Source organism: Pseudomonas sp. BF-R-24 (assembly GCF_019947335.1).
Taxonomy (GTDB): Bacteria; Pseudomonadota; Gammaproteobacteria; order Pseudomonadales; family Pseudomonadaceae; genus Aquipseudomonas; species Aquipseudomonas jessenii.
Window position 1 is genome coordinate 115,353 of sequence record NZ_JAGYGG010000003.1, and the last position, 20,913, is coordinate 136,265.

Genomic DNA, 20,913 nt, shown 5'->3' on the forward strand with positions numbered 1-20,913 from the left:
CACCCATGAGCACCACGGGTCCGCCTGCGGGGAGCGTCAACTCACTTTCCAGCCCAGACCTCAGTGGTGCAACTGCCGAGGTCATCATGAACACGCCCCCCTTGTATCGCCAACTGGCCAACCACTACCTGGACGCTATCCGCAGCGGCACCCTGAAAACCGGTGAACGCCTGCCCTCGATTCGGTTGATGATGGAAAAACACGCCGTCAGCCTGTCGACCGCCGTGCAGGTGTGCCGGGAGCTGGAAGACTATGGCGTGCTGGAAGCCCGGCCACGCTCCGGCAACTACATTCGCCAGCCCGACACCCTGCCCAGGCCCGCCCCGACGACCTCGGCGCCAGCGCTGGATGCCCGCGCGTATGTCGGCATTCATGAACAGGTCTGCGCGGTGCTCAAGGCCAGTCAGCGCGCGACGATCAAGGTCAATTTCGCCAGCGCCTACTGCGCGCCGCAGCTTTACCCACTGAAGACCTTGCAAGACAACATGATCAAGGCGCTGCGCTACGACGCCTGCCTGCTCGGCACCGCGGGCGGCGCCTGCGGCAACAGCGCATTGCGCAACATCCTGGCCCGGCGGGCACTGGCCAGCAAGACCCACCTGGCCCCCGAGCGGATCGTGATCACCAACGGCGCCACCGAGGCGATCAATCTGGCCTTGCGTGCGGTCACCCGCCCCGGCGACACCGTGGCCGTGGAGTCGCCGACCTTCTACGGTCTGCTGCAAATTCTCGAAAGCCTGAACCTGCGCGTGCTGGAAGTCCCGGCCTCGGCCCATACCGGGCTCAATCTGCAGGCCCTGCAACGGCTGCTGCAAGGCCCCGAACGGGTCAAGGCGCTGATCGTCATCCCCAACCTGCAAAACCCGTTGGGCAGCATCATGCCCGACGCCAACAAGGCACGGCTGGTGAAACTGTGCGCCGAGCACGACACCGTGCTGATCGAGGACGACACCTACGGCGACCTGGTGGACACCGAGCAGCCGCTGTCCACGCTCAAACATTGGGATAGCACCGACAACGTGATCTATTGCGCCTCGCTGAACAAAACTCTGGCACCGGGCATGCGCCTTGGCTGGATCAGCGCCGGCAAATGGCACGACCGCGTGGAGATGCTCAAGCATACGCAGTCGCGCGGGTGCGAAGCGTTATCGCAACTGGCGGCCAGTGCGTTCATGAAGACCCCGTCCTACGAACGTTACCTGCGGCGGTTGAGGAAAACCCTGACCGTACAACGCGAGCAGATGAGCGCAGCGATCACCCGCTATTTTCCCATCGGCACCAGCGTTACCCACCCGCAAGGCGGCACGCTGTTATGGGTGGAACTGCCTCGCCGGCATTCATCGATGACGTTTTTTCACGACGCGTTGAAGGCCGGCATCCAGATTTCACCTGGGGATATCTTTTCCAATGCCCGGCGTTTCGATCACTTTGTGCGCATTGGCTGTGGCGCGCCGTATTCGCCGCGGATTGATGAGGCTTTGGCGACGTTGGGACAAATCCTGAAAAACCAAGGTTGAACACGAACCTGTGGGAGCGGGCTTGCTCGCGAAAGCGGTGTGTCAGGCACATCGTTGCTGGCTGTGCTGCCGCCTTCGCGAGCAAGCCCGCTCCCACAAGGGACTTTCGGTGGGCACAACATCGGTGAACGACAGCGACCAAATGTGGGAGCGGGCTTGCTCGCGAAAGCGGTGTGTCAGGCACATCGTTGCTGGATGTGCCGCCGTCTTCGCGAGCAAGCCCGCTCCCACAAGGGACTTTCGGTGGACACAACATCGGTGAACGACAGCGACCAAATGTGGGAGCGGGCTTGCTCGCGAAAGCGGTGTGTCAGGCACATCGTTGCTGGATGTGCCGTCGTCTTCGCGAGCAAGCCCGTTCCCACAAGGGACTTTCGGTGGACACAACATCGGTGAACGACAGCGACCACATGTGGGAGCGGGCTTGCTCGCGAAAGCGGTGTATCAGGCACATCGTTGCTGGCTGTGCTGCCATCTTCGCGAGCAAGCCCGCTCCCACAGGGTTGTAGGTGATCTTCAGAGCGGATTCAGGTGCAGGCAAATGATATGCGGGTCATCATTCCAGTGCGGAAAACGCTCGGCAATCAGCGGGTCGTGGCCGGGGATGACATGGTCTTCGCTGTCGGCCAGACGGTCGATCTCAGTGAAGGCTTCAAGGGTTTGCGCCAGGTCATCGAGGATCGGAAACGGACTTCGCCCGCGAATGTTGGCCCACAAATGCGCCGCATCCGAGGCCAGCACAATCCAGCCGCGCTCGGTCGCTACCCGCACCACCTGACTGCCCGGTGTATGTCCGCCTACCGGATGCAGGGTCACGCCCGGAACGACCTCGACAACTCCGTCGTGCAAACGCATCCGCCCTTCGAACAGCGGCGGCAACGCCGACATCACGTCCTCGACTTCGTAGGTTTTGTTCACCGTGCGATGGACCATTTTCGGCCCCGTGCAGAAACGCAACTCCGCGTCTTGCAAATGCACGGTCGCCTTGGGGAACAACCCGAGGTTGCCGGCATGATCCCAATGCAAATGGGTAAGGATCAGGTGCTCGACCCGGGCCGGATCGATGTCCAGTTGCCGCAGGGATTCTTCCGGCAGGCGATACATCTGGCGATCGCGCCGGTGCGCCGTGGCCGGCTGGAAACAGGTGTCGACCACGATCACCTGCTGTTCGTTGCGGATGACCCAGAAGTAGTAGTCCAGCGGCATCGGCGCATTCGGATCACCGCAACAGGCGTCGTAGAGAAAATTCTCCCTGGCAGTGCGCTGGGCGTTTGCACCGACACGGATGGCGAACACTTCGTACACAGGCGTGGACATAAGCACCTCCGGGTTCAGGCGACCACCGTGGTTTTGAGGGTCGGACGAAAGTCGAAATCGATCTGGTCGCTGATGCCCAGGTCATGGGCCAATTTATGCAGGCCACTGTAGTCACGCATGATGGTCGCGTTCCTGTTGCTCTCGCGGGTGTCGGCAATGATCAGCGCCGCCTCCTCGACCCCGAGCTGCGTCAGAATCGCCTCCCACATGGAGTAGTCCTGAGCGATAAAAGCACTCAGCGCCACCGACAGGTTGCGTGCGAAAAATTCCCGTTGCGTGGGCTGCATGTTGGCGTACATGACCTTCGCCACTTCGGCCAGCACCTTGCTGTGGGCGTACTCGTCGCGGTTGTGCAGTTCGGCCACCCGGCGGTTCTGCGGCTGGATGGTCTGGTCGTCCGCCAGCAAGTCCAGATAGGCGTTGACGCTGATCTCGGCTACCACCGCAAACGTGATCGCCGCCAGATCCCGCTGCCATTGCTCGGGCAGTGCTTCACGCTGGGCTTTCAGGCGCAGGTAAGTGACGGAGGGTGGCAAGTCCAGATCCTGATCCAGCGCCCGGTCCAGTTTGGTCCGTTCGATGGCGCGCAGGTGCATCAGCGTGTGGTAGTGCTCGTCGATCAGGGTTTGTTGCATGGCCTCGCGAAAATGCCAGTCATCCTTGCCCAGGTACTGATTGGCGATGACACTGAGTGCCGGGTTGACCACGTGTTCTTCGGCGGTGACGGTGCGCAGGTTGTAGCCGATCCAGCCCCAGGTCACCACGCTGCTTTTGAGCGCGTCGCTCAAGGCCTGGAATTTCGGATGATGGAAGAACGGCACCATGCACTCCGGGTAGTCCGGCCGCGCGGGGTCGAACACTTCTTCCACCTGGCCCCTGTCCGGCGAACACACCGTGGCGCGCTTGGTCCAGGCCTGGTTGAGCCGCACGATCAGTTGATGATCGACCTGGGCGATCTCGATTGCTGTTTGCATGACGCGATACCTGTAAGGCGCGTACCCGCCAGGGGGTACGCCAAAAGAATGTAGAGCGACGGAAAAATCAGGCCAGCCAATAGCGGGTCAGGTTGCGCGCCGGGTCAGTGTAACGACTGCGGGCGTGAATCATCCGCCAGTTGTCCCAAATCAGCAGGCATCCGTCGGGAATCAACACCGGAACGTTGTGCTCGACGAAGTACGCTTCGCCGAGCACGGCAAACCTGGCCAGCGGCGAGGTGTTGTTGGTCACCAGTGATTGCTGCAACGCTTCCTTGGACGGGTTCACGTCGCCGTAGTGAAACTGGTTGTAGCTGAAGCGGAAAATATCCCCGTCTTCCGTAGGCGTGAGGATGTACTCCTTGACCCGCCGCTGTCCCGGTTCACCCGGTTTGGCGGTGGCGACAAACTCTACCGGCGTGTCATCCAGCCACTCGCGCAGTTGCGGTTCGCTGCGCTCCAGGGACTTGAGAAATTCATAACCGTCCACCAACCCGGTGTGCCCGCCACCGCACCTGGCCTGTTTATGGCAATGCAACGCCAGATAGCGTGGCGGCGGCCCGTACACCGGCGCTTCAGTGTGCGGGCCGATGCCGTTCATGCTCTGGGAATACGGCAAGTCTTCGTAACCCGGCTTGCGGGTAATGGCAAAGGCCGTCTGGCCGTTGAACTGCGGAATGATCCGACCGAACTCGCACAAGGTGCCTACGACATCATCGGCAAATTCGTCCGGGGTCAGCACCGTCCAGCCCAACGTCGACAGCTCTTCGTGACGATGGCCGAGCGAAATGCAAGGTTGAGACGCAACAATCCCTTTGTCTGACATGGTGAGATTCCTGGCAGGTGATCAGACGTTTACGGTTGAGGTGTAAGCGGCGATGAAGTCGCGGCAGGCGCCGCCCGGTCGATAATGCTGCTCATCGATGCTCTGCACCGGGGTGATTTCGGCGGCGGTGCCGGTGAGAAAACACTCATCGAAGTCGCCAAGCTCCGTAGGCAAAATCGTGCGTTCGACGACCTGGTAGTCCAGCGTTTTAGCCAACTCGATCACGGTCTGGCGGGTGATGCCGTTGAGGAAGCAGTCCGGCAGCGGGGTGTGCAGCGTCCGATCTTTGACGAAAAACACATTGGCGCTGGTGGCTTCGGCAACATGGCCGCGCCAGTCGAGCATCAGCGCGTCGTGGTAACCCGTGTTCTCGGCGTCGTGCTTGCTCAGCGTGGCGATCTGGTAATGCCCGGATGCCTTGGCCTGGAACGGGCTGCTGCTCGGCGGCGGGCGGCGCCAGCTCGCGGTTTTCAAGCGGATACCGGCCATGCGCGCCGCCGGGTCGAAATAGCTCGGCCACTGCCAGCACGCGATAGCCACGTGCACACGGTTGAATCGCGCCGAGGTGGAAATCATTTCACTGCCACGCCAGGCCACCGGGCGCAGGTAGCCGTCGACAACCTTGTTGCGTTGCAGCAGTTCATGGCTCGCCGCTTCCAGTTCAGCCATCTCATAGGGGATGGCAAAGTCCATCCATTGCGCCGAGCGATACAAGCGTTCGCTGTGTTCGCGCAGCTTGAAAATCCTGCCGTTGTAGACCCGCTCGCCTTCATACACGGTACTCGCGTAATGCAGGCCATGGGTCAGCACATGCAACTGCGCCCGGGACCACTCGACGAACTCGCCGTCGAGCCAGATAACACCCTCGCGCTGATCAAACGGGATACTGCTCATATCCATATCTCCCCATTGTTCGTGAATTTTCCTACGCCGTTTCCAGCAACACGGGTATCAATTCCGGCACGGCGGTGAACTCGGTCTGAAAGAAGAACGCACGCTCGCCGAAGGCCGGTTGCAAGTCGTCGAACCAGGTCACTTGCGGATCGAAGCGCGCGTAGAACGTGCGCAACACCCATTGCGGATTGCGTGCCTGGAGGAACTGCAAGACGAAGACCTTTTCCCCGGCGACGGTCTCGATGCCATTGATCAACACCTTGCCGTAGAAGGTGCTCATGGACGGCCCGCGCACCGTTCGCGCCAGCCCCGATACCGTGCGGTACGCCGCCTGGAAGATCTCGAAGGCCCGGGCCAGCGGCATCGCGAAGTAGTGGCTGGGGCCGGTATCGCGCTCGACGAACATGTAATAAGGCACCGCCCCGAGCCGCACCCCTTCGGTCCACAGCACCGCCCAGTCAGCGGGGTTTTCGTTGACGTGGCGGATCACCGGCGCCTGCATGCGCACCGTCGCGCCCGTCGAGCGAATACGCTCGATGGCCTGGCGGGCGATGACCTGGCGGATCTCCACCGGGTGGTTGTAGTGGCCCATGATCGACAGGTTTTTCCCCGCCGCGACGATGCGCTGGAACAGCTCCAGCAGCTCAGGTGCATCCTTGTCGCTGACAAAACGCTGCGGCCAGTACGCCACGGACTTGGTGCCAATACGGATGTTCTTCAGGTGTGGCAAATCCAGCAGCGGCTCGATGTAACCGGCCAGGGAGCGGGTGTTCATGATCATCGGGTCGCCGCCGGTAATCAGCACGTCGGTCACTTCGGTGTGCACCCTCAGGTAACTGACCAGCTCCTGGGACTCACGGGCGTTGAACTTGAGCTCTTCCTCGCCGATGAACTGCGCCCAGCGGAAACAAAAGGTGCAGTACGCGTGACAGGTCTGACCGGCACCGGGGAAAAACAGCACGGTCTCGCGGTACTTGTGCTGGATGCCCGGCAGGACCTTGCCGTTGAGGGTGACTCCGTTGTGGGTCAACTGCCCGGCCGGATGAGGATTCATGCGCAACCAGATCGCCTCGATCCGACGCTTGATCGCCGCGCTGTCGTCCTGCTCGATCAGTTGTTTGAGCGAGGCATATTCCTCCGCCAGCAACATGTCCTTGTGGGGAAAAGTCATGCGGAAAACCGGATCGTCGGGGATGTTGCTCCAGTCGATCAGCGTGCCCAGCACGTATTCGTTGGTGCGAAACGGCATGACCCTGGCCACCACGGTCATGGCCTCCTGCAACGCCGGCGTCAGCTTGTGCCAGTACGGTGTGTCGCGGATGGTGCGTGAGTTATAGGGTTTGTAGCGTTCGTGCTCCGACAGTCCTTGCATGGCCGCGCTCCTGGTGATTGCCCTGTTGTTACGCGATGGCCGGCGCTTTGCGCTCTATGTCCATCCACGCCCGAACGCTGTCGCGATCCCACTGGCGACGGACATATGCCGCGAGCCGTGCCGGCACCGGATCGCCGTTGGCAACCAGTCGGTTGAGCATGATTGCCAGGTCGGTGTCGGCAATGCTCCAGTCACCGAACAGATGCTCGGCGCCCTCTTCCAGCAAATGCCCGGCGACGAAGAACAGGCGCTCGACGGCGGCTTGGGCCTCGTCGGACAGCACGGTGTTTTTCTTGCCGAAGTACACCAGGTCAAACGGGCGCTCCTTGCGCACCACCAACAAGTCACTGCGCAACCAGGCCTGCAATTGACGGGCACGGGCGCGCTGGCGGATGTCCTGCGGATAGAGTTTTTTATGCCCCGGGGAGAGTTCATCAAGGTATTCGGCAATCGCCGATGATTCCGACAAGGCAAAATCGTCGTGAACCAGCGTTGGAACTTTGCAGGTCAGCGAAAGATCGCGATAACTCGGCATATAGTTTTCGCGTGCTTTTAGATCGACAGTAACAAGTTCAAATGAAAGTTGCTTTTCCTTGAGCGCCACAAAAGCCGACATCGCAAAAGCGCTGACATGATCGGCGCCGACATACAGTTTTAGCTTCCTGTTACCCATAGAACACTCCATTCACTGACTGCAGGGATTAACGTGCATTGGAAATGATCGTAGTTAGTTGAATGAAGGCTGAATAGATACAGAATTTGCCTGTTTCAATCGATACAGAAAGTTGTTTTTCACCGACAGATACACAGCCAAAATCCCGGCAATAGCGCTGCAAAATGCGATACCGGTGGCAGGTCTTAAAAACAAAAAAGGGAGCCAACGATGGTTGGCTCCCTTGGCTGATGCGCTGGGAAATTACGGCTGGGTGGTGATCAGGCCATGGCTGTCGGCAAAGTTCGAAAGCAGTGCCATTTGCGGCATGTTGCTCATGTTCAGCATCGCCAGAGGCTCGTATTTACTGGTGTTGACGAACCCATGTCGGGTCCAGGCCGGCACCAGCAGCACGTCGCCGCTGCTGACGTCGACCCCATCGGCATCGCCGAGAGTCAACACGCCGCTGCCGCACTGGATGACAAACAGATGCCACCAGGAATGGGCATGACCGTTGAGCGTCACACCGGGGTTCAGCCATTGCATGGCGATCGCCATGCCAGGCGTCACTTCGCAGCCTTCAATGCTCTTGTCGTGAGCCAACGCGACAATATCAACGTCGCTGGCTTCAAGAGCCTCACGCATACTCGCTAGTTCGGCGCCTTTCCATACCTTGGGACTTGGCGCTCGATGGTGCAGGCTTTGACGAAAATCCTTATATGAAAAAAATGCACCTTGAAAGTTATCCATTCGCACATCCTTTCTTATTATTTCCCATACTTCAGCGCCAAACCTTAAGTTAAGGATTCAGCGCTGTAAAGTCGGAAAACAACTTACAAAACCGATGGGCGCAAGGCGGCAATCATGTCCACTTCTATCGCGGCATTCTTGGGTAACTGATAAACACCGACCGTGGTGCGGGTATGTTTACCGGCGTCGCCCAGCACATGGCTGAACACATCCGAGGCGCCGTTGGCCACTTCGCTCAAATCGACAAAGTCCGCCGTGGACTTCACATACACCGTTATCCGGATCAATGACTTGATCTTGTCCAGGGAACCAATGGCATCGACGATCAACGCCAACCCCCGCATCGCACTGATGCTGGCGGCTGCTTGCGCATCGGCCATGCTGAGGTCCAGCCCGACGCGGCCGGGATAATGGATCTTGCCGTTCATGCGTGGCACCAGGCCGCTGATGTACAGCTCATCGTGATGACGGATCAGTGGCGCGTAATGCCCGCCTGCGGTGTTTTCGCCGTAAATGTCATAACCAAACTCTTTGGCCAGGGCGATGAAGCGTTCATCGCAGGTCATGTGCTGGATCATTGATCGAACCCTCTTGATCAGTAATGCAAAAAACGGGTGCTTGCTGGCTCAACACACGGCGCGAGTGGCCGGTGCCAGGCAAGTCACCTCGATGCGTGACTCAATCACCTCGGCCAGACGCAACAGGTCGTTGCTCAGTTGCCCGTAGTGTTCGTTGAACAACACGATGTGGCCGATGAATGAGAAGTTGTCCTTGACCTGCGCGCTGACCGAGTCACCGATGCGCTTGGCGTACTGGCCTTCCACCAGTTCAATGCGCAGCGAACGGGCCACGGTAGCGATGTCGGGCGTCGCCCGCAGGATGCCGCCGGCCGGCGCCCTGAGCAGGCGAATGCCGCAGTAGCCGCGGGCCACTGGTTCATGCTGTTCGGTCTTGCCTTCCACCGCCCAGCGCACCCAGCGTTCCCACGGATCGAAATTGACGAAGGCGCGTTTGGCCAGGTCCCAGATGTGCATGCCGCCGGGGCGCATGTTGGTTTCCACGGCCGAGGTCAGGTTGTCGCTGCGCAGGAACACTTCGTTGTGCCAGGCACCGTTGTCCTGGGAGACCAGCGCCGACATGTGCCGGCCTGCCGCCATCAGCCGCGCCTGCACGTCCACCGACAACGGCGCAGGCACCACTTGCTGGATCTCGGCGCGGTAGGCGCCTTCGGTGGTGGTTTTTTCCGTCACCCAGGTGCTGCCGGCCACACAGTCCCAGCTGTATTCACGGGCGTTCTGCACCAGCGCTTCAAGGACGATGCCGCCTTCGCGGTAAGGCTTCAGGGCCAGCCAGGCGTCATCGCATTCCGAAGGGTGATGGATGACGCGACAGCCCCGACTCGCACCTTCGCAGGCCGGTTTGATGAAGGCCTTGCCGCCCAGTTCGACGACGCGCTGGCGCAGTTCCGACAGGTTTTCGACCCGCGCGGAAAACACCGGCCGGTAATCTCCGGGGGAGGTGCTGGCCGCCGCTTCGAGCCGACGGAAGATCTGCTTGTCCAGGCCCGCCCGCGCTTCTTCCGGGGTAATGCCCGGCAGGCCGAAGTGAGTGGCCAGCGCTGCACCGAGCAGCACGCCGCGATCGGAGAACGGCAGTATGCCGATCAGCTTCCAGCTGTCGGCATTCAGGCACCCCACCACCAGTTCAAGGGACGCCGCCACATCTTCTTCCGCCAGCGAAGTGCTGCAGACGTGATCGGCCACCTGGTCGTCATGGGGCTGGATTTTCTCGACCAGCAGGATGAGCCTGGCGTTGTAGAGCGACTTGCACAGCTCGCGCAGTTTCTGGATGTCGTGCACCCGATTGCCGTTGTAACCGACCACTACTACACATGAAGTCGTATTCATAATGCCCCTGACCTGCAAAGTGAAAACCGCAACGGCAATGACTCAGTCATGCAACGACGCATTGGATTTACGGTTGAGCCAGTACCAGGCCAGGATCCCTGCGGCACCGATGGCGGCCAGCACCAGCGCGTTGTACGGCGCCGGCACCACCCGCATGATCAACACGGTCAGCCCGGCCCCGACGCCCAGGGACACTTCCTTGACGAACATGTTGTTCTGTTTGACGGAGAAGTAATCGAGGTAGCTGAAGGCGCATTCGGCAATGGACAGCAGTGCCACCCAGACCAGCGCCCCGGCGAGGGTTTCGACGTGGAACGCGGCAGGCGAAGACAGCACCGCAAAACCGCCGACGATGATCCCGATCACCGCCACGACCTTGTAGCGCCCGGTGCGCTCGATCAGCTTCATCACCGGCACTTGGGCGAAGACCACCACGGCGCTGTTGAGGATCAGCATCAAGCCGTACCAGGCCGGCAACTCGCCGGTCTTGAGCAGGATTGCCTGTGGCAGGATCGAGAACACCCCGAACAGCTTGATGCCCATGATGATCCCGGCGATCACCCAGGGCAGTTTATTGCCCCAGTTGCTGCCGACCTGAGTGGCCGGGCGGGCTACCACCGGCTCGGTGGTGAAGGTCGCGCCGAGGGCGATCGGCAGGCACAGCAACACGAAGGCCGCCGCGCCGAGGAAAAACATCGTCGGCGTGAGAAGCGGCGACAGCAGGATCAAACCGGCCACCAGGCTGCCCATGTTCATGGCTACGCGGTTGTAGGCCGCGCCTTCCTTGGTCTGGGCCGCTTCGCTCTTGATCAGGTAACCGGCAATGGCAATGCCGTAGGCAAACAACGCGGCAGCAAACATCACCATGCCTTGATTGCTGGTCAACGCCAGCAGTACCAGGCCAAGGCCGGCACACAGCAGCGTGACGCTCAGGGAGCGACGGCCAAGTACCAGTAAAGTCAGGGGCAACAGCAGCAACAAGGCGCGATATCCAAGGGCCAGGATGCTGTTGGTGGCCGTGTCGAGCCAGACGTTGGCCTTGCCCAGTACCGCGAACAGCGAGACGGCGGTGATGATCCGGATCGTGAATAACCGCAGGTTAATGACCGGTTTAGCCACCGCGACCGTTGTTTCGACACTCATGCAGCACCTCAGGAACCGGGTGAATGCCCGCCGACAACGGTGGACATTCAGAAAAGTCTGTAAGGGCATGGTAGAGAGAGAGGCGTGTCCTGATCAGGGCAAGTTCGTATAGAATCCAACGAACTTTACTGCCGGAGAGACCAGTAAAATGCAGGTTCAACGTGCAGTCATTGCCGCCATTGAATTCCAGCCCGGCGCGCCGCTGGTGCAGCAGATCGTCGATCAGCTGACGCATGCCATCAGCACCGGGGGCCTGCCCCACGGCGCCAAGCTGCCGCCGATTCGCGAACTCTCCGACTTGATGAACGTGGGCAAGTCCACGGTGGTCGATGCACTGGACCGCATGCGGGCCAAAGGGCTGGTGGTGTCGCGCCAGGGCTCCGGGCATTACGTGCATCGCTCCGAAGCGGCGCTGAAAAGCGGCACCGGCCCGGACCTGCAACCCCAGGACACCCTCAGCGTGATTCGTCGCGCCTTGCTGCTGGACAACGGCGCGCTGCGCCCCGGCTGCGGTTTTCTGCCGACCTCGTGGCTACCCGCCGAAGAATTGCAGAAAGCCGTGCGCAGTACCCTGCGAGCAACGTCGTTGCGCATGGGCGAGTACGGCGTGGCCGGCGGTTACTTGCCGTTGCGCCAGGCCCTGCGGGTGAAACTGGCGACCTTCGGCATCGAAGCGCCGGTGGACCAGATCATCACCACCGCCAACACCATGCAGGCCATCGACCTGCTGATGCGCCTGCTGGTCAAACCCGGCGACACCGTGCTGCTCGACGACCCCTGCTACTTCAACATGCACGCCAACCTGGCGCTGCACGGGGCCAAGGTCATCACAATCGCACGGGATTGCGACGGCATGGACCTCGACGCCTTCGAGCAACTGCTGATCGCCCACAAACCCGTGCTGTACATGACCAACAGCACGCTGCATAACCCCACCGGCCACTCGTTCACCCCGGCCCAGGTTTACCGCTTGCTGGAACTGAGCCACCGCCATGGCTTCCACATCGTCGAAGACGACCTGTACTGCGACATCCAGCATCGCCGCACCCCGCGCCTGGCCGCCAGCGGGCTGGACAATGTGAGTTATGTCTCCGGCTTCTCCAAGACCCTGACCGCCAACAGCCGGGTCAGCTACACCGTGCTCTCGCCACAATTGGCGGCGCGGATGGTCGCGTTGAAAATGGCTTGCGGTGGCGTGACCTCGGAACTGGCGGAGCAGATCACCTGCACCATGCTCAGCGACGGCAGCTATGCCAAGCATGCGCGGCGCACGGTGGATCGGCTCTATGAATCGAACAGTCGTGTGGCCAGTTGGTTGGCGGAGGCCGGATGTTCGCTTTCCTCGCTTCCCGGAGAAGGGGTGTTTATATGGGCGCGGTTGCCGGACGGCCTGCATGCCGAAAACCTGGCTCGCCAGGGGCTGGAGAACAATATGGTATTGGCGCCGGGCACCTTGCTGAGCAAAGGGCCGGATGCCAGCCAGTTCCTGCGCTTCAATGTGGCGCACAGCGATAGCTTGCAAGTGCGCGAGCGGTTTTTCCGGTTGCTCGATACAGCCCAAAAATAGCTATCCCCCCAATCCTGTGGGAGCGGGCCGCGATGAGGCCGTCGCATTCAAAATTGATGTTGCCTGACACGCCGCCATCGCGAGCAAGCTCGCTCCCACAGGGGCCCGCGTCATGCTCGATATCAGCGATGACGCTAGTCCAATGTGGGAGCGAGCCTGCTCGCGATGGCGGCAACGCGGTCCCGCAGAAAGCACCCAACAAAAAGCCCCGCTCTTCTCTCGAAGGCGGGGCTTTTCTTTACAGCATCCGACGCTTAAGGCGCGTACGTCAGCAACAACTCCGCCGGCACTTTGAAGTCCAGGGACATCATCACGCTCAACGCGGTAATGGTGAAGATCGAGAACACGAACAGCTTGCGTGCCCAGACCGTGTCATCCACTGCCTTGTAGCCGGTCCAGGCCATGTACAGCCAGTACATGCCCATGGCCGCGGCGACGGCGAGGTAGCTCATGCCGGCGTAGCCGCTGAAGGTCAGCATCAAGGTCGCCACGAGGAACGCCAGGATGTAGAGCAGGATGTGCTTCTTGGCCACCTGGATGCCGCGCTTCACCGGCAGCACAGGAATCGATGCGGCCAGGTAATCGTTGAAGCGGAAGATCGCGATGGCGTAGGAATGCGGCATCTGCCACAGGCTGAACATCACCAGCAGGGTCAGCGCGGCCATGTCGAAGGTGTTGCTGACTGCGACGTAGCCAATCACCGGCGGCATGGCGCCCGACAGACTGCCCACCAGCGTGCCGTGAACCGACTTGCGCTTGAGGTACAGGCTGTAGAAGCCGACGTAGATCACGAAGCCGATCACCGCGAACAACGCAGCCAACGGGTTGGCCACCTTGTACAACAGCGCAACGCCGGCGACACCCAGGACGGTCGCGTAGATCAGGGCCAGTTTCAGGGAGATCAAGCCCTGGACCAGCACCCGGTTCTTGGTGCGTTCCATCTTCAGGTCGATGTCGCGGTCGATGCAGTTGTTGAACACGCAACCGGAGGCAACCACCAGGGACGTGCCGATCATGGCGGCCAGGAAGATGGCCAGATCGACATGCCCTTTGGAGGCCAGGAAAAATCCGCCTGCCACAGAAAGCACGTTACCGAAAATGATCCCCGGTTTGGTGATTTGGATAAAGTGCTTGAGGGACATGCGGACTTACCTCACTTCGCCATCATGAACGTGTGGATGCTGAACATGATCCACAGCGACAGGCCAACCAGCAGGACAATCACGATCGCGGCGAAGACAAACGCAATCACGTTGTTTCGCTGCGCGGCCGAACGGTCCAGGTGCAGGAAGTACACCAGGTGCACCAGCACCTGGACGATCGCGAACGCCAGGACGATCAACAGGGTGATCGACTTCGGCAGTGTCGGGTACATCACCAGACCGAATGGAATGGCGGTCAGGATCACCGACAGGATGAAGCCGATGACGTACGACTTGTAGCTGCCGTGACCGGCGTCGTCGTGGCCATGGTGGGAATGAGCTGGGTTAGCCATTTACATAGTCCCCATCAGATAAACAACGGTGAATACGCAGATCCAGACGACGTCCAGGAAGTGCCAGAACAGGCTCAGGCAGCTCAGACGGGTCTTGTTGGTCGAGGTCAGGCCATGCTTGTTGACCTGATACATCATGATCGCCATCCAGATCAGACCGCTGGTCACGTGCAGACCGTGGGTACCGACCAGGGTGAAGAACCCGGACAGGAAGCCGGAACGGCTAGGGCCGTAGCCTTCGGAGATCAAGATGTGGAACTCATTGATCTCCATGCCGATGAAGCCCAGGCCGAACAGGAAGGTCATGGCCAACCAGCCCAGGACCTGCTTCTTGTTGCCCCGGTAGAACGCCAGCATGGCGAAGCCGTAGGTGATCGAACTGAACAACAGCAGAGCGGTTTCGCCCAGCACGTATGGCAGTTCGAAGATGTCGTGGCCCGACGGACCACCCGCTACGTTGTTAACCAGTACCGCGTACACCGCGAAGATCGACGCAAACAGAATGCAGTCGGTCATCAGGTAGAGCCAGAAACCGTATACGGTCATCTCGCCCGAGTCGTGGTGGTCATCGTGCCCATGGTCACCATGGGCGTGTCCAACATTGGTCACTAAATTCGACATGGTTTAAGCCTGTTCCAACGAGGTTTCAACACGGGTGGCGGTGGCCGGGATTTTCCCTGCCGCTACCAGACGCTTGTGCTGCTCGGCTTCGATGCGCTCGATCACGTCGACCGGCACCATATAGCCTTGATCATCACGGGCCGCGTGGATCACGAAGTAGATCACGGTGCCGGCCAGGCTAGCGATTGCCAGCCACCAGATGTGCCAGATCATCGCGAAACCGAACACGGTCAACAGCGCGCCCATGACCACACCGGTGGCGGTGTTGTTAGGCATGTGGATCGGCTGGTACTTGGCCGGGGCCTTGTACGCGGTGCCGTTTTCCTTGGCTTCGGTGAACGGGTCGATGCAGTCGGCTTTCGGCAGCACGGCAAAGTTGTAGAACGGTGGTGGCGACGAGGTCGACCATTCCAGGGTGTGGGCATTCCACGGGTCGCCGTGTTCGCACATGTTTTCCGGCTTGTTGCGGTCACGCACGCTGACGTACAGCTGGATCAGCTGGCAAGCGATACCCACGGCGATCATCACCGCACCGAACATGGCGACGTACAGGTACGGCACCCACTCAGGGTTGGTGGTGGCGTTCAGACGACGGGTCATGCCCATGAAGCCCAGCGCGTAGAGCGGCATGAACGCGACGAAGAAGCCCGAGATCCAGAACCAGAACGCTGCCTTGCCCCAGCCTTCGTGCAGCTTGAAGCCGAACGCTTTAGGGAAGTAGAACGCGAAACCTGCGATGTAACCGAATACCGCACCGCCGATGATCACGTTATGGAAGTGCGCGATCACGAACAGGCTGTTGTGCAGAACGAAGTCAGCACCCGGGATGGCCAGCAGTACGCCGGTCATGCCGCCGATGGCGAAGGTCACCATGAAGCCCAGGGTCCACAGAACCTGGCTGGTGAAACGCAGACGGCCCTGGTAGATGGTGAACAGCCAGTTGAACAGCTTCACACCCGTCGGGATGGAAATCAGCATCGTCGCCAGACCGAAGAAGGCGTTGACGCTGGCACCCGAACCCATGGTGAAGAAGTGGTGCAGCCAAACCATGAAGCCCAGGATCGAGATCGCGCCCGATGCATAGACCATCGAGTGGTGGCCGAACAGTTTCTTGCCGGTGAAGGTCGAGATGACTTCGGAGAAGATACCGAACGCTGGCAGGATCAGGATGTACACCTCAGGGTGACCCCATGCCCAGAACAGGTTCACGTACATCATCGGATTGCCACCAAGTTCATTGGTGAAAATGTGGAAATCCATGTAACGGTCAAGCGTCAGCAGTGCCAGGGTAGCGGTCAGGATCGGGAACGAAGCCACGATCAGGACGTTGGCCCAGGTGCAGGTCCAGGTGAAGATCGGCATGTCCATCAGCTTCATGCCAGGGGTACGCATTTTCAGCACGGTGGCCAGGAAGTTGACCCCCGTCAGCGTCGTACCCAGGCCGGATAGCTGTAGCGCCCAGATGTAGTAATCCATCCCCACGCCAGGGCTGTATTGCAGGCCCGACAGCGGCGGATAGGCAACCCAGCCGGTCTTGGCGAATTCGCCGACGCCCAGGGACAGGTTGATCAGCACCACGCCGGAAACCAGCAGCCAGAAGCTCAGGGAGTTCAGGAACGGGTAGGCAACGTCACGCGCGCCGATCTGCAGCGGCACTGCAAGGTTCATCAGGCCGGTGAAGAATGGCATCGCCATGAAGATGATCATGATCACACCGTGGGCGGTGAAGATCTGGTCATAGTGTTCAGGTGGCAGGTAGCCAGGCGAACCCTCGGTGGCCATGGCCAGCTGGGTACGCATCATGATGGCGTCGGCAAAGCCGCGCAGCAGCATGACCATGGCGACGATGATGTACATCACGCCGATTTTCTTGTGGTCGACCGACGTCAGCCACTCGGTCCACAGGTAGGTCCACTTCTTGAAGTAGGTGATTGCAGCGAACAGCGCCAGACCACCGAGCGCGATCATGGCGATGGTCACCATTACGATCGGCTCGTGGAACGGGACTGCTTCCCAACTTAATTTACCAAACATCGTTTACTCCTCTGCCCCGGCAGCTGAATGCGAGTTCATGTCCATTCCTTGCGTAGCGGCCACTTCTTTCTCTTCTTTCTCGTGCTTCACTTTCGGACCCGGTTTCATGCCTTCGTACTTGTCGACGATGGTCTGGAACAGGTTCGGCGTCACCGAGGAGTAGAGCTCGACTGGGTTGTTCTGGCTTTGCTTGGCAAGGGCTGCGTATTCAGCTTGTTCAAGCTGCTTAGGTGCCTTTTTGACTTCACTTACCCAGGCGTCGAAATCTTCCTGGGAAGTTGCGATCGCTTTGAATTTCATACCGGTGAAACCCGCGCCGCTGTAGTTGGCGGAGATACCGTCCATCTCGGCGTTCTCGTTGGCGATCAGGTGCAGCTTGGTCTGCATGCCCGCCATCGCGTAGATCTGGCCGCCCAGCGCAGGGATGAAGAACGAGTTCATCACGGCGTCGGAAGTGATCTTGAAGTTGATCGGGGTGTGCGCCGGGAACACGATCTTGTTGACCGTGGCGATGCCTTGTTCCGGGTAGATGAACAGCCACTTCCAGTCCAGCGCGACCACTTCGATGGTCACAGGCTTGACGTCGGATTCCAGCGGCTTGTACGGGTCAAGGGCGTGGGTCGACTTGTAGGTGACGTAACCCAGGGCAATGATGATCAGCACTGGAACAGCCCACACCGCGATCTCGATCTTGGTGGAGTGGTTCCATTTCGGGGTGTAGGTAGCGTTGGTGTTGGACGCGCGGTATTTCCAGGCGAACAGGAAGGTCATGATGATGACCGGAACGACGACCAACAGCATCAGCAGCGTTGCGGTGATGATCAGGTTTCGCTCGTCCAGACCAACCTGGCCCTTGGGATTGAGCAAGGTCATGTTGCAGCCTGACAGCAACAACGTGCCGATCAGCGGCAATAAGCCTAGTAGTCTGGGGTACCTGTTTTTACTCATCTCACGACCTCTAAAGCAGCTTGCGCAATGCAGTTGGGTTTTGATCGCCAACACTTCACCCTGCCAAGGGTTGGCATTTTTCTTGGATTGAATAAGGGCATGCCCGTCGTGCGTCAGACGCTGTACGACAAATCCCGGGCCTGCGGTGAGTTCTTATTCGAATACGTGGTCAAAGGCCTTGTTACAGACCAATTCCATTTGGTGCGGGTAATTGGAGGCTCCGACACCTGGGAATCGCATGAAGCCACCAGACCTCTCGACACCCTGTTTCTGCTCACCCCTGGTTAAGATTTGAGCAGTGCCGGGAATTCAGTGCGGGCGATTGTAGATATGTAACGTTCCATAAACCATGTCTCATCCCGAAATAATTTTTATCCGAACCGGCAACAATCATTAACCGTTTTCGCAAAAGTGGCGCATCTTATCGAAATTAATTCTCAACAAAAACACCAAAATAAGTAGGTCTTCCACCCACGGTTCAGACAGTATCGTGTCCCTCTTCTCGGCCCTTGACCTTGCCCAAGGCCCGATATGACGGGGGCTCTGGCCATTCGCCAGAGCCTGTTAAAACTGCCTGTTCGTGCCCGTAATGGAAAAAACCGGAAGCCTGCAAAACCAGCCAATTCCTTTACGTTTCCATGCACCAATCCGGCCTTCTCGAACGCCCTGCGGCGCTCACTCTGTGACAACATGTCGCACACGTGTCGCACCCTTGATTGCCACCCGTCACAGTCTTTTTACCCGGCCTCTGAAATGTGCTCTGCAAGACAAAAAAAACCCCGGCCCTCTCTTCGAGGACCGGGGCTTTTTTGTCCGACAATAGGAGGCGGCAGTTGACCTCAGCGCAGCGTTTTGCGGTTACGCGAAGTCAGCAACGGCACCAGCACCACGATCAGCACGAAGGCAACCAGCGCCCACTGCGCCAGCGACAGACCAAGGATCGGCGGGTATGGCGTGGAGCAGAAACCATCGACCTGGAAACCCAGCGGGAAGATCTTCGCCAGCGGCAAGTCATCGACAATCGGTTGCAGCACATCGATGCCGCAGCTGACCGCCGGATAGAACTGCGTATAGACGTGATGCCCGGCAACGCCTGCACCTGCCACTGCACAAATCACCACCAGGGTTTCAAACACCGTGATGCTGCGACGGCCGCGCATGGCCGCGCCGATGAAGGCAAAGATCGCGATCAGCAGCAACGCGTAACGTTGCAGGATGCACAACGGGCAAGGGGCCTCGCCCAGAACAATTTGCATGTACAGCGCGCCGCCGATCAGCGCCAGGCAAATGATGCCTAAAAACACCAGGTAGCGCCGTTCACGCCCCAACCGCATGGATTCATCGCTCATCGCGTTTCCCTTCAATATTTCGATTGCCCGTCAGTCTACACGCTGGCCCGGACCTTTGAGAGTCTGGAGCATGTGAGGGGGATTCGGGGGAATAGACGATAAGGCGGTTAAGAAGGGATTAACTTTCTGACTTTTTTCAGTTCAGGACCGAGGTGTGGCATTCACGAGCAAGCCCGCTCCCACATTGGATCTGTGAACGACACGGACCAATGTGGGAGCGGGCTTGCTCGCGAAGCAGGCGACTCGGTCCCCCGTGCCGCCGCAACCCCTTACTCCAGCGCCGCTGCCGGCCCGAAGAACTCATAACGGCTTTGCTTCTCCGGCACACCCAATGCTTTGAGGTGGCGTTTGATCGCGACCATGAAGCCTTTTGGCCCCAGGAAGTAGGCATCCAGATCGCGCTCTTGCGGCAGCCATTGATGCAACTGCTGCTGGCTCAACAACCCCATCTTGTGCGCCGCCGGGCTCACGCCGTCGTCCTCGGAATAGCAGTAGAAGCGCTTGAGTTGCGGATGACGCTCAGCCAGGCCATCGATCCAGTCGCGGAAGGCATGGACGCTGCCGTTGCGCGCGCAGTGGATGAAATGCACCGGCCGCTGGGTTTCCAGCGCCGCTTCGAGCATTGCCAGGGTCGGGGTGATGCCCACGCCACCGCTGATCAGTACCAGTGGCTTGTCGCTGGCGGTCAGGACGAACTCGCCCGATGGCGGGAACAACTGGATGCTGGCGCCGACATGCAACTGGTCGTGCAGGAAGTTGGAAGCGCGGCCACCGGCCTCGCGTTTGACGCTGATGCGGTACTGGCCTTTGTTTGCCAGCGCCGACAGCGAGTAGTTACGACGGATCTCTTCACCGTCGAGGATCAGTTTCATGCCGATGTACTGGCCGGGTTCTGCCAGCAGGATCGGGCCTTTGTCCGCAGGTTCGAAGTAGAACGAAGTGATCTCGGCGCTCTCCTCGACCTTGTCTGCCACGATGAATTCCCGCGCCCCGCGCCAACCGCCCGGTGCCTGTTCCTTCTGGTCGTAGATGCTGGTTTCGGCACCGATCAGGATGTCCGCCAGTTGACCGTAGGCCGCGCCCCAGGCCGCGATCACTTCAGGAGTGGCGATCTCTTCGCCCAATACTTCGGCGATGGCCCGCAGCAGGCAGCTGCCGACAATCGGATAGTGCTCCGGGAGAATCTGCAGGGCCACGTGCTTGTTGATGATCTTGGCCACCAGGTCGCCCAACTGGTCGAGCTGGTCGATATGGCGCGCATACATCAATACGCCGTTGGCCAGGGCACGCGGCTGATCACCACTGGCCTGGTGGGCCTGGTTGAACAGCGGGCGGACTTGCGGATATTCGGAGAGCATCATGCGGTAGAAGTGCGTGATCAGCGCCTCACCACCGCTTTCGAGCAGCGGCACGGTGGATTTGACGATGGCACGGTCTTGAGCGCTCAGCATAAGGTGACTCCTGGTCTTCTTGGGTTGCTAACGGACTACCCTATGCTTATCAGCTTTCGTGCCAACTATTTAATCGTTATAAATCAATAACTTAAT

General features: G+C 59.6%; 20 protein-coding genes. 3 read left to right on the top strand and 17 right to left on the bottom strand.

The features are described from left to right. The first annotated feature begins 86 nt into the window (after positions 1-86). Complete coding sequence (locus KGA98_RS03445) at positions 87-1,517, top strand: PLP-dependent aminotransferase family protein (protein WP_223501229.1); 1,431 nt, start codon at positions 87-89, stop codon at positions 1,515-1,517. 516 nt (positions 1,518-2,033) lie between these two features. On the opposite strand, the gene KGA98_RS03450 is transcribed toward KGA98_RS03445, so the two are convergent. From KGA98_RS03450 to KGA98_RS03495, 10 genes are all read right to left on the bottom strand, one after another. Further along, complete coding sequence (locus KGA98_RS03450) at positions 2,034-2,834, bottom strand: N-acyl homoserine lactonase family protein (protein ID WP_223501235.1); 801 nt, start codon at positions 2,832-2,834, stop codon at positions 2,034-2,036. A 14-nt stretch (positions 2,835-2,848) separates the two neighbouring features. Then, complete coding sequence (locus tag KGA98_RS03455) at positions 2,849-3,808, bottom strand: diiron oxygenase (RefSeq protein WP_223501244.1); 960 nt, start codon at positions 3,806-3,808, stop codon at positions 2,849-2,851. Positions 3,809-3,875: 67 nt separating this feature from the next. Continuing rightward, positions 3,876-4,634: a TauD/TfdA family dioxygenase gene (locus tag KGA98_RS03460; protein WP_223501252.1), complete on the bottom strand. Its 759-nt coding sequence runs from the start codon at positions 4,632-4,634 to the stop codon at positions 3,876-3,878. Between the two features lie 21 nt (positions 4,635-4,655). Then, on the bottom strand, positions 4,656-5,528 hold the full coding sequence (locus KGA98_RS03465; RefSeq protein ID WP_150815157.1) for a branched-chain amino acid aminotransferase: 873 nt from the start codon (positions 5,526-5,528) through the stop codon (positions 4,656-4,658). Between the two features lie 31 nt (positions 5,529-5,559). Then, positions 5,560-6,900, bottom strand: coding sequence for a KamA family radical SAM protein (locus KGA98_RS03470; protein WP_223501254.1), 1,341 nt, complete (start codon positions 6,898-6,900; stop codon positions 5,560-5,562). A 28-nt stretch (positions 6,901-6,928) separates the two neighbouring features. Next, positions 6,929-7,573, bottom strand: coding sequence for a glutathione transferase (gene yfcF / locus KGA98_RS03475; protein WP_223501258.1), 645 nt, complete (start codon positions 7,571-7,573; stop codon positions 6,929-6,931). Positions 7,574-7,816: 243 nt separating this feature from the next. Beyond that, positions 7,817-8,302, bottom strand: a complete 486-nt coding sequence (locus KGA98_RS03480; RefSeq protein ID WP_223501259.1) for a cupin domain-containing protein — start codon at positions 8,300-8,302, stop codon at positions 7,817-7,819. Positions 8,303-8,385: 83 nt separating this feature from the next. Beyond that, entirely contained in the window at positions 8,386-8,880 is a 495-nt protein-coding gene (locus KGA98_RS03485) for a RidA family protein (protein ID WP_223501261.1), read from the bottom strand. Positions 8,881-8,928: 48 nt separating this feature from the next. Then, positions 8,929-10,209, bottom strand: coding sequence for an acetyl-CoA carboxylase biotin carboxylase subunit family protein (locus KGA98_RS03490; RefSeq protein ID WP_223501264.1), 1,281 nt, complete (start codon positions 10,207-10,209; stop codon positions 8,929-8,931). A gap of 42 nt (positions 10,210-10,251) precedes the next feature. Beyond that, positions 10,252-11,352: a hypothetical protein gene (locus KGA98_RS03495; protein ID WP_057716353.1), complete on the bottom strand. Its 1,101-nt coding sequence runs from the start codon at positions 11,350-11,352 to the stop codon at positions 10,252-10,254. Between the two features lie 148 nt (positions 11,353-11,500). On the opposite strand from KGA98_RS03495, the gene KGA98_RS03500 reads away from it, so the two are divergent. Further along, entirely contained in the window at positions 11,501-12,919 is a 1,419-nt protein-coding gene (locus tag KGA98_RS03500; protein ID WP_223501266.1) for a PLP-dependent aminotransferase family protein, read from the top strand. Between the two features lie 254 nt (positions 12,920-13,173). Here KGA98_RS03500 and cyoE read toward each other — a convergent pair whose 3' ends face one another. The 5 genes from cyoE to cyoA are packed head-to-tail and all read right to left on the bottom strand — an operon-like array spanning position 13,174 to position 18,017. Continuing rightward, positions 13,174-14,061 (bottom strand): heme o synthase, encoded by an 888-nt coding sequence (cyoE, locus tag KGA98_RS03505; RefSeq protein ID WP_057716357.1) that lies wholly within the window; start codon positions 14,059-14,061, stop codon positions 13,174-13,176. An 11-nt stretch (positions 14,062-14,072) separates the two neighbouring features. Then, complete coding sequence (cyoD, locus tag KGA98_RS03510; protein WP_090453161.1) at positions 14,073-14,414, bottom strand: cytochrome o ubiquinol oxidase subunit IV; 342 nt, start codon at positions 14,412-14,414, stop codon at positions 14,073-14,075. Continuing rightward, positions 14,415-15,035, bottom strand: coding sequence for a cytochrome o ubiquinol oxidase subunit III (locus KGA98_RS03515; RefSeq protein ID WP_030128695.1), 621 nt, complete (start codon positions 15,033-15,035; stop codon positions 14,415-14,417). Between the two features lie 3 nt (positions 15,036-15,038). Further along, positions 15,039-17,069, bottom strand: a complete 2,031-nt coding sequence (gene cyoB / locus KGA98_RS03520) for a cytochrome o ubiquinol oxidase subunit I (RefSeq protein WP_015093557.1) — start codon at positions 17,067-17,069, stop codon at positions 15,039-15,041. A 3-nt stretch (positions 17,070-17,072) separates the two neighbouring features. Then, positions 17,073-18,017 (bottom strand): ubiquinol oxidase subunit II, encoded by a 945-nt coding sequence (gene cyoA, locus KGA98_RS03525; RefSeq protein ID WP_057716359.1) that lies wholly within the window; start codon positions 18,015-18,017, stop codon positions 17,073-17,075. Between the two features lie 27 nt (positions 18,018-18,044). Between cyoA and KGA98_RS03530 the strand changes: the two genes are divergently transcribed. Then, on the top strand, positions 18,045-18,305 hold the full coding sequence (locus KGA98_RS03530) for a hypothetical protein (RefSeq protein WP_057716360.1): 261 nt from the start codon (positions 18,045-18,047) through the stop codon (positions 18,303-18,305). A gap of 551 nt (positions 18,306-18,856) precedes the next feature. Here the strand turns inward: KGA98_RS03530 and KGA98_RS03535 are convergent. After that, positions 18,857-19,366, bottom strand: coding sequence for a disulfide bond formation protein B (locus tag KGA98_RS03535; protein ID WP_057716361.1), 510 nt, complete (start codon positions 19,364-19,366; stop codon positions 18,857-18,859). 269 nt (positions 19,367-19,635) lie between these two features. Next, positions 19,636-20,817 (bottom strand): NO-inducible flavohemoprotein, encoded by a 1,182-nt coding sequence (gene hmpA, locus KGA98_RS03540; RefSeq protein ID WP_057716362.1) that lies wholly within the window; start codon positions 20,815-20,817, stop codon positions 19,636-19,638. Positions 20,818-20,913: the final 96 nt, after the last annotated feature.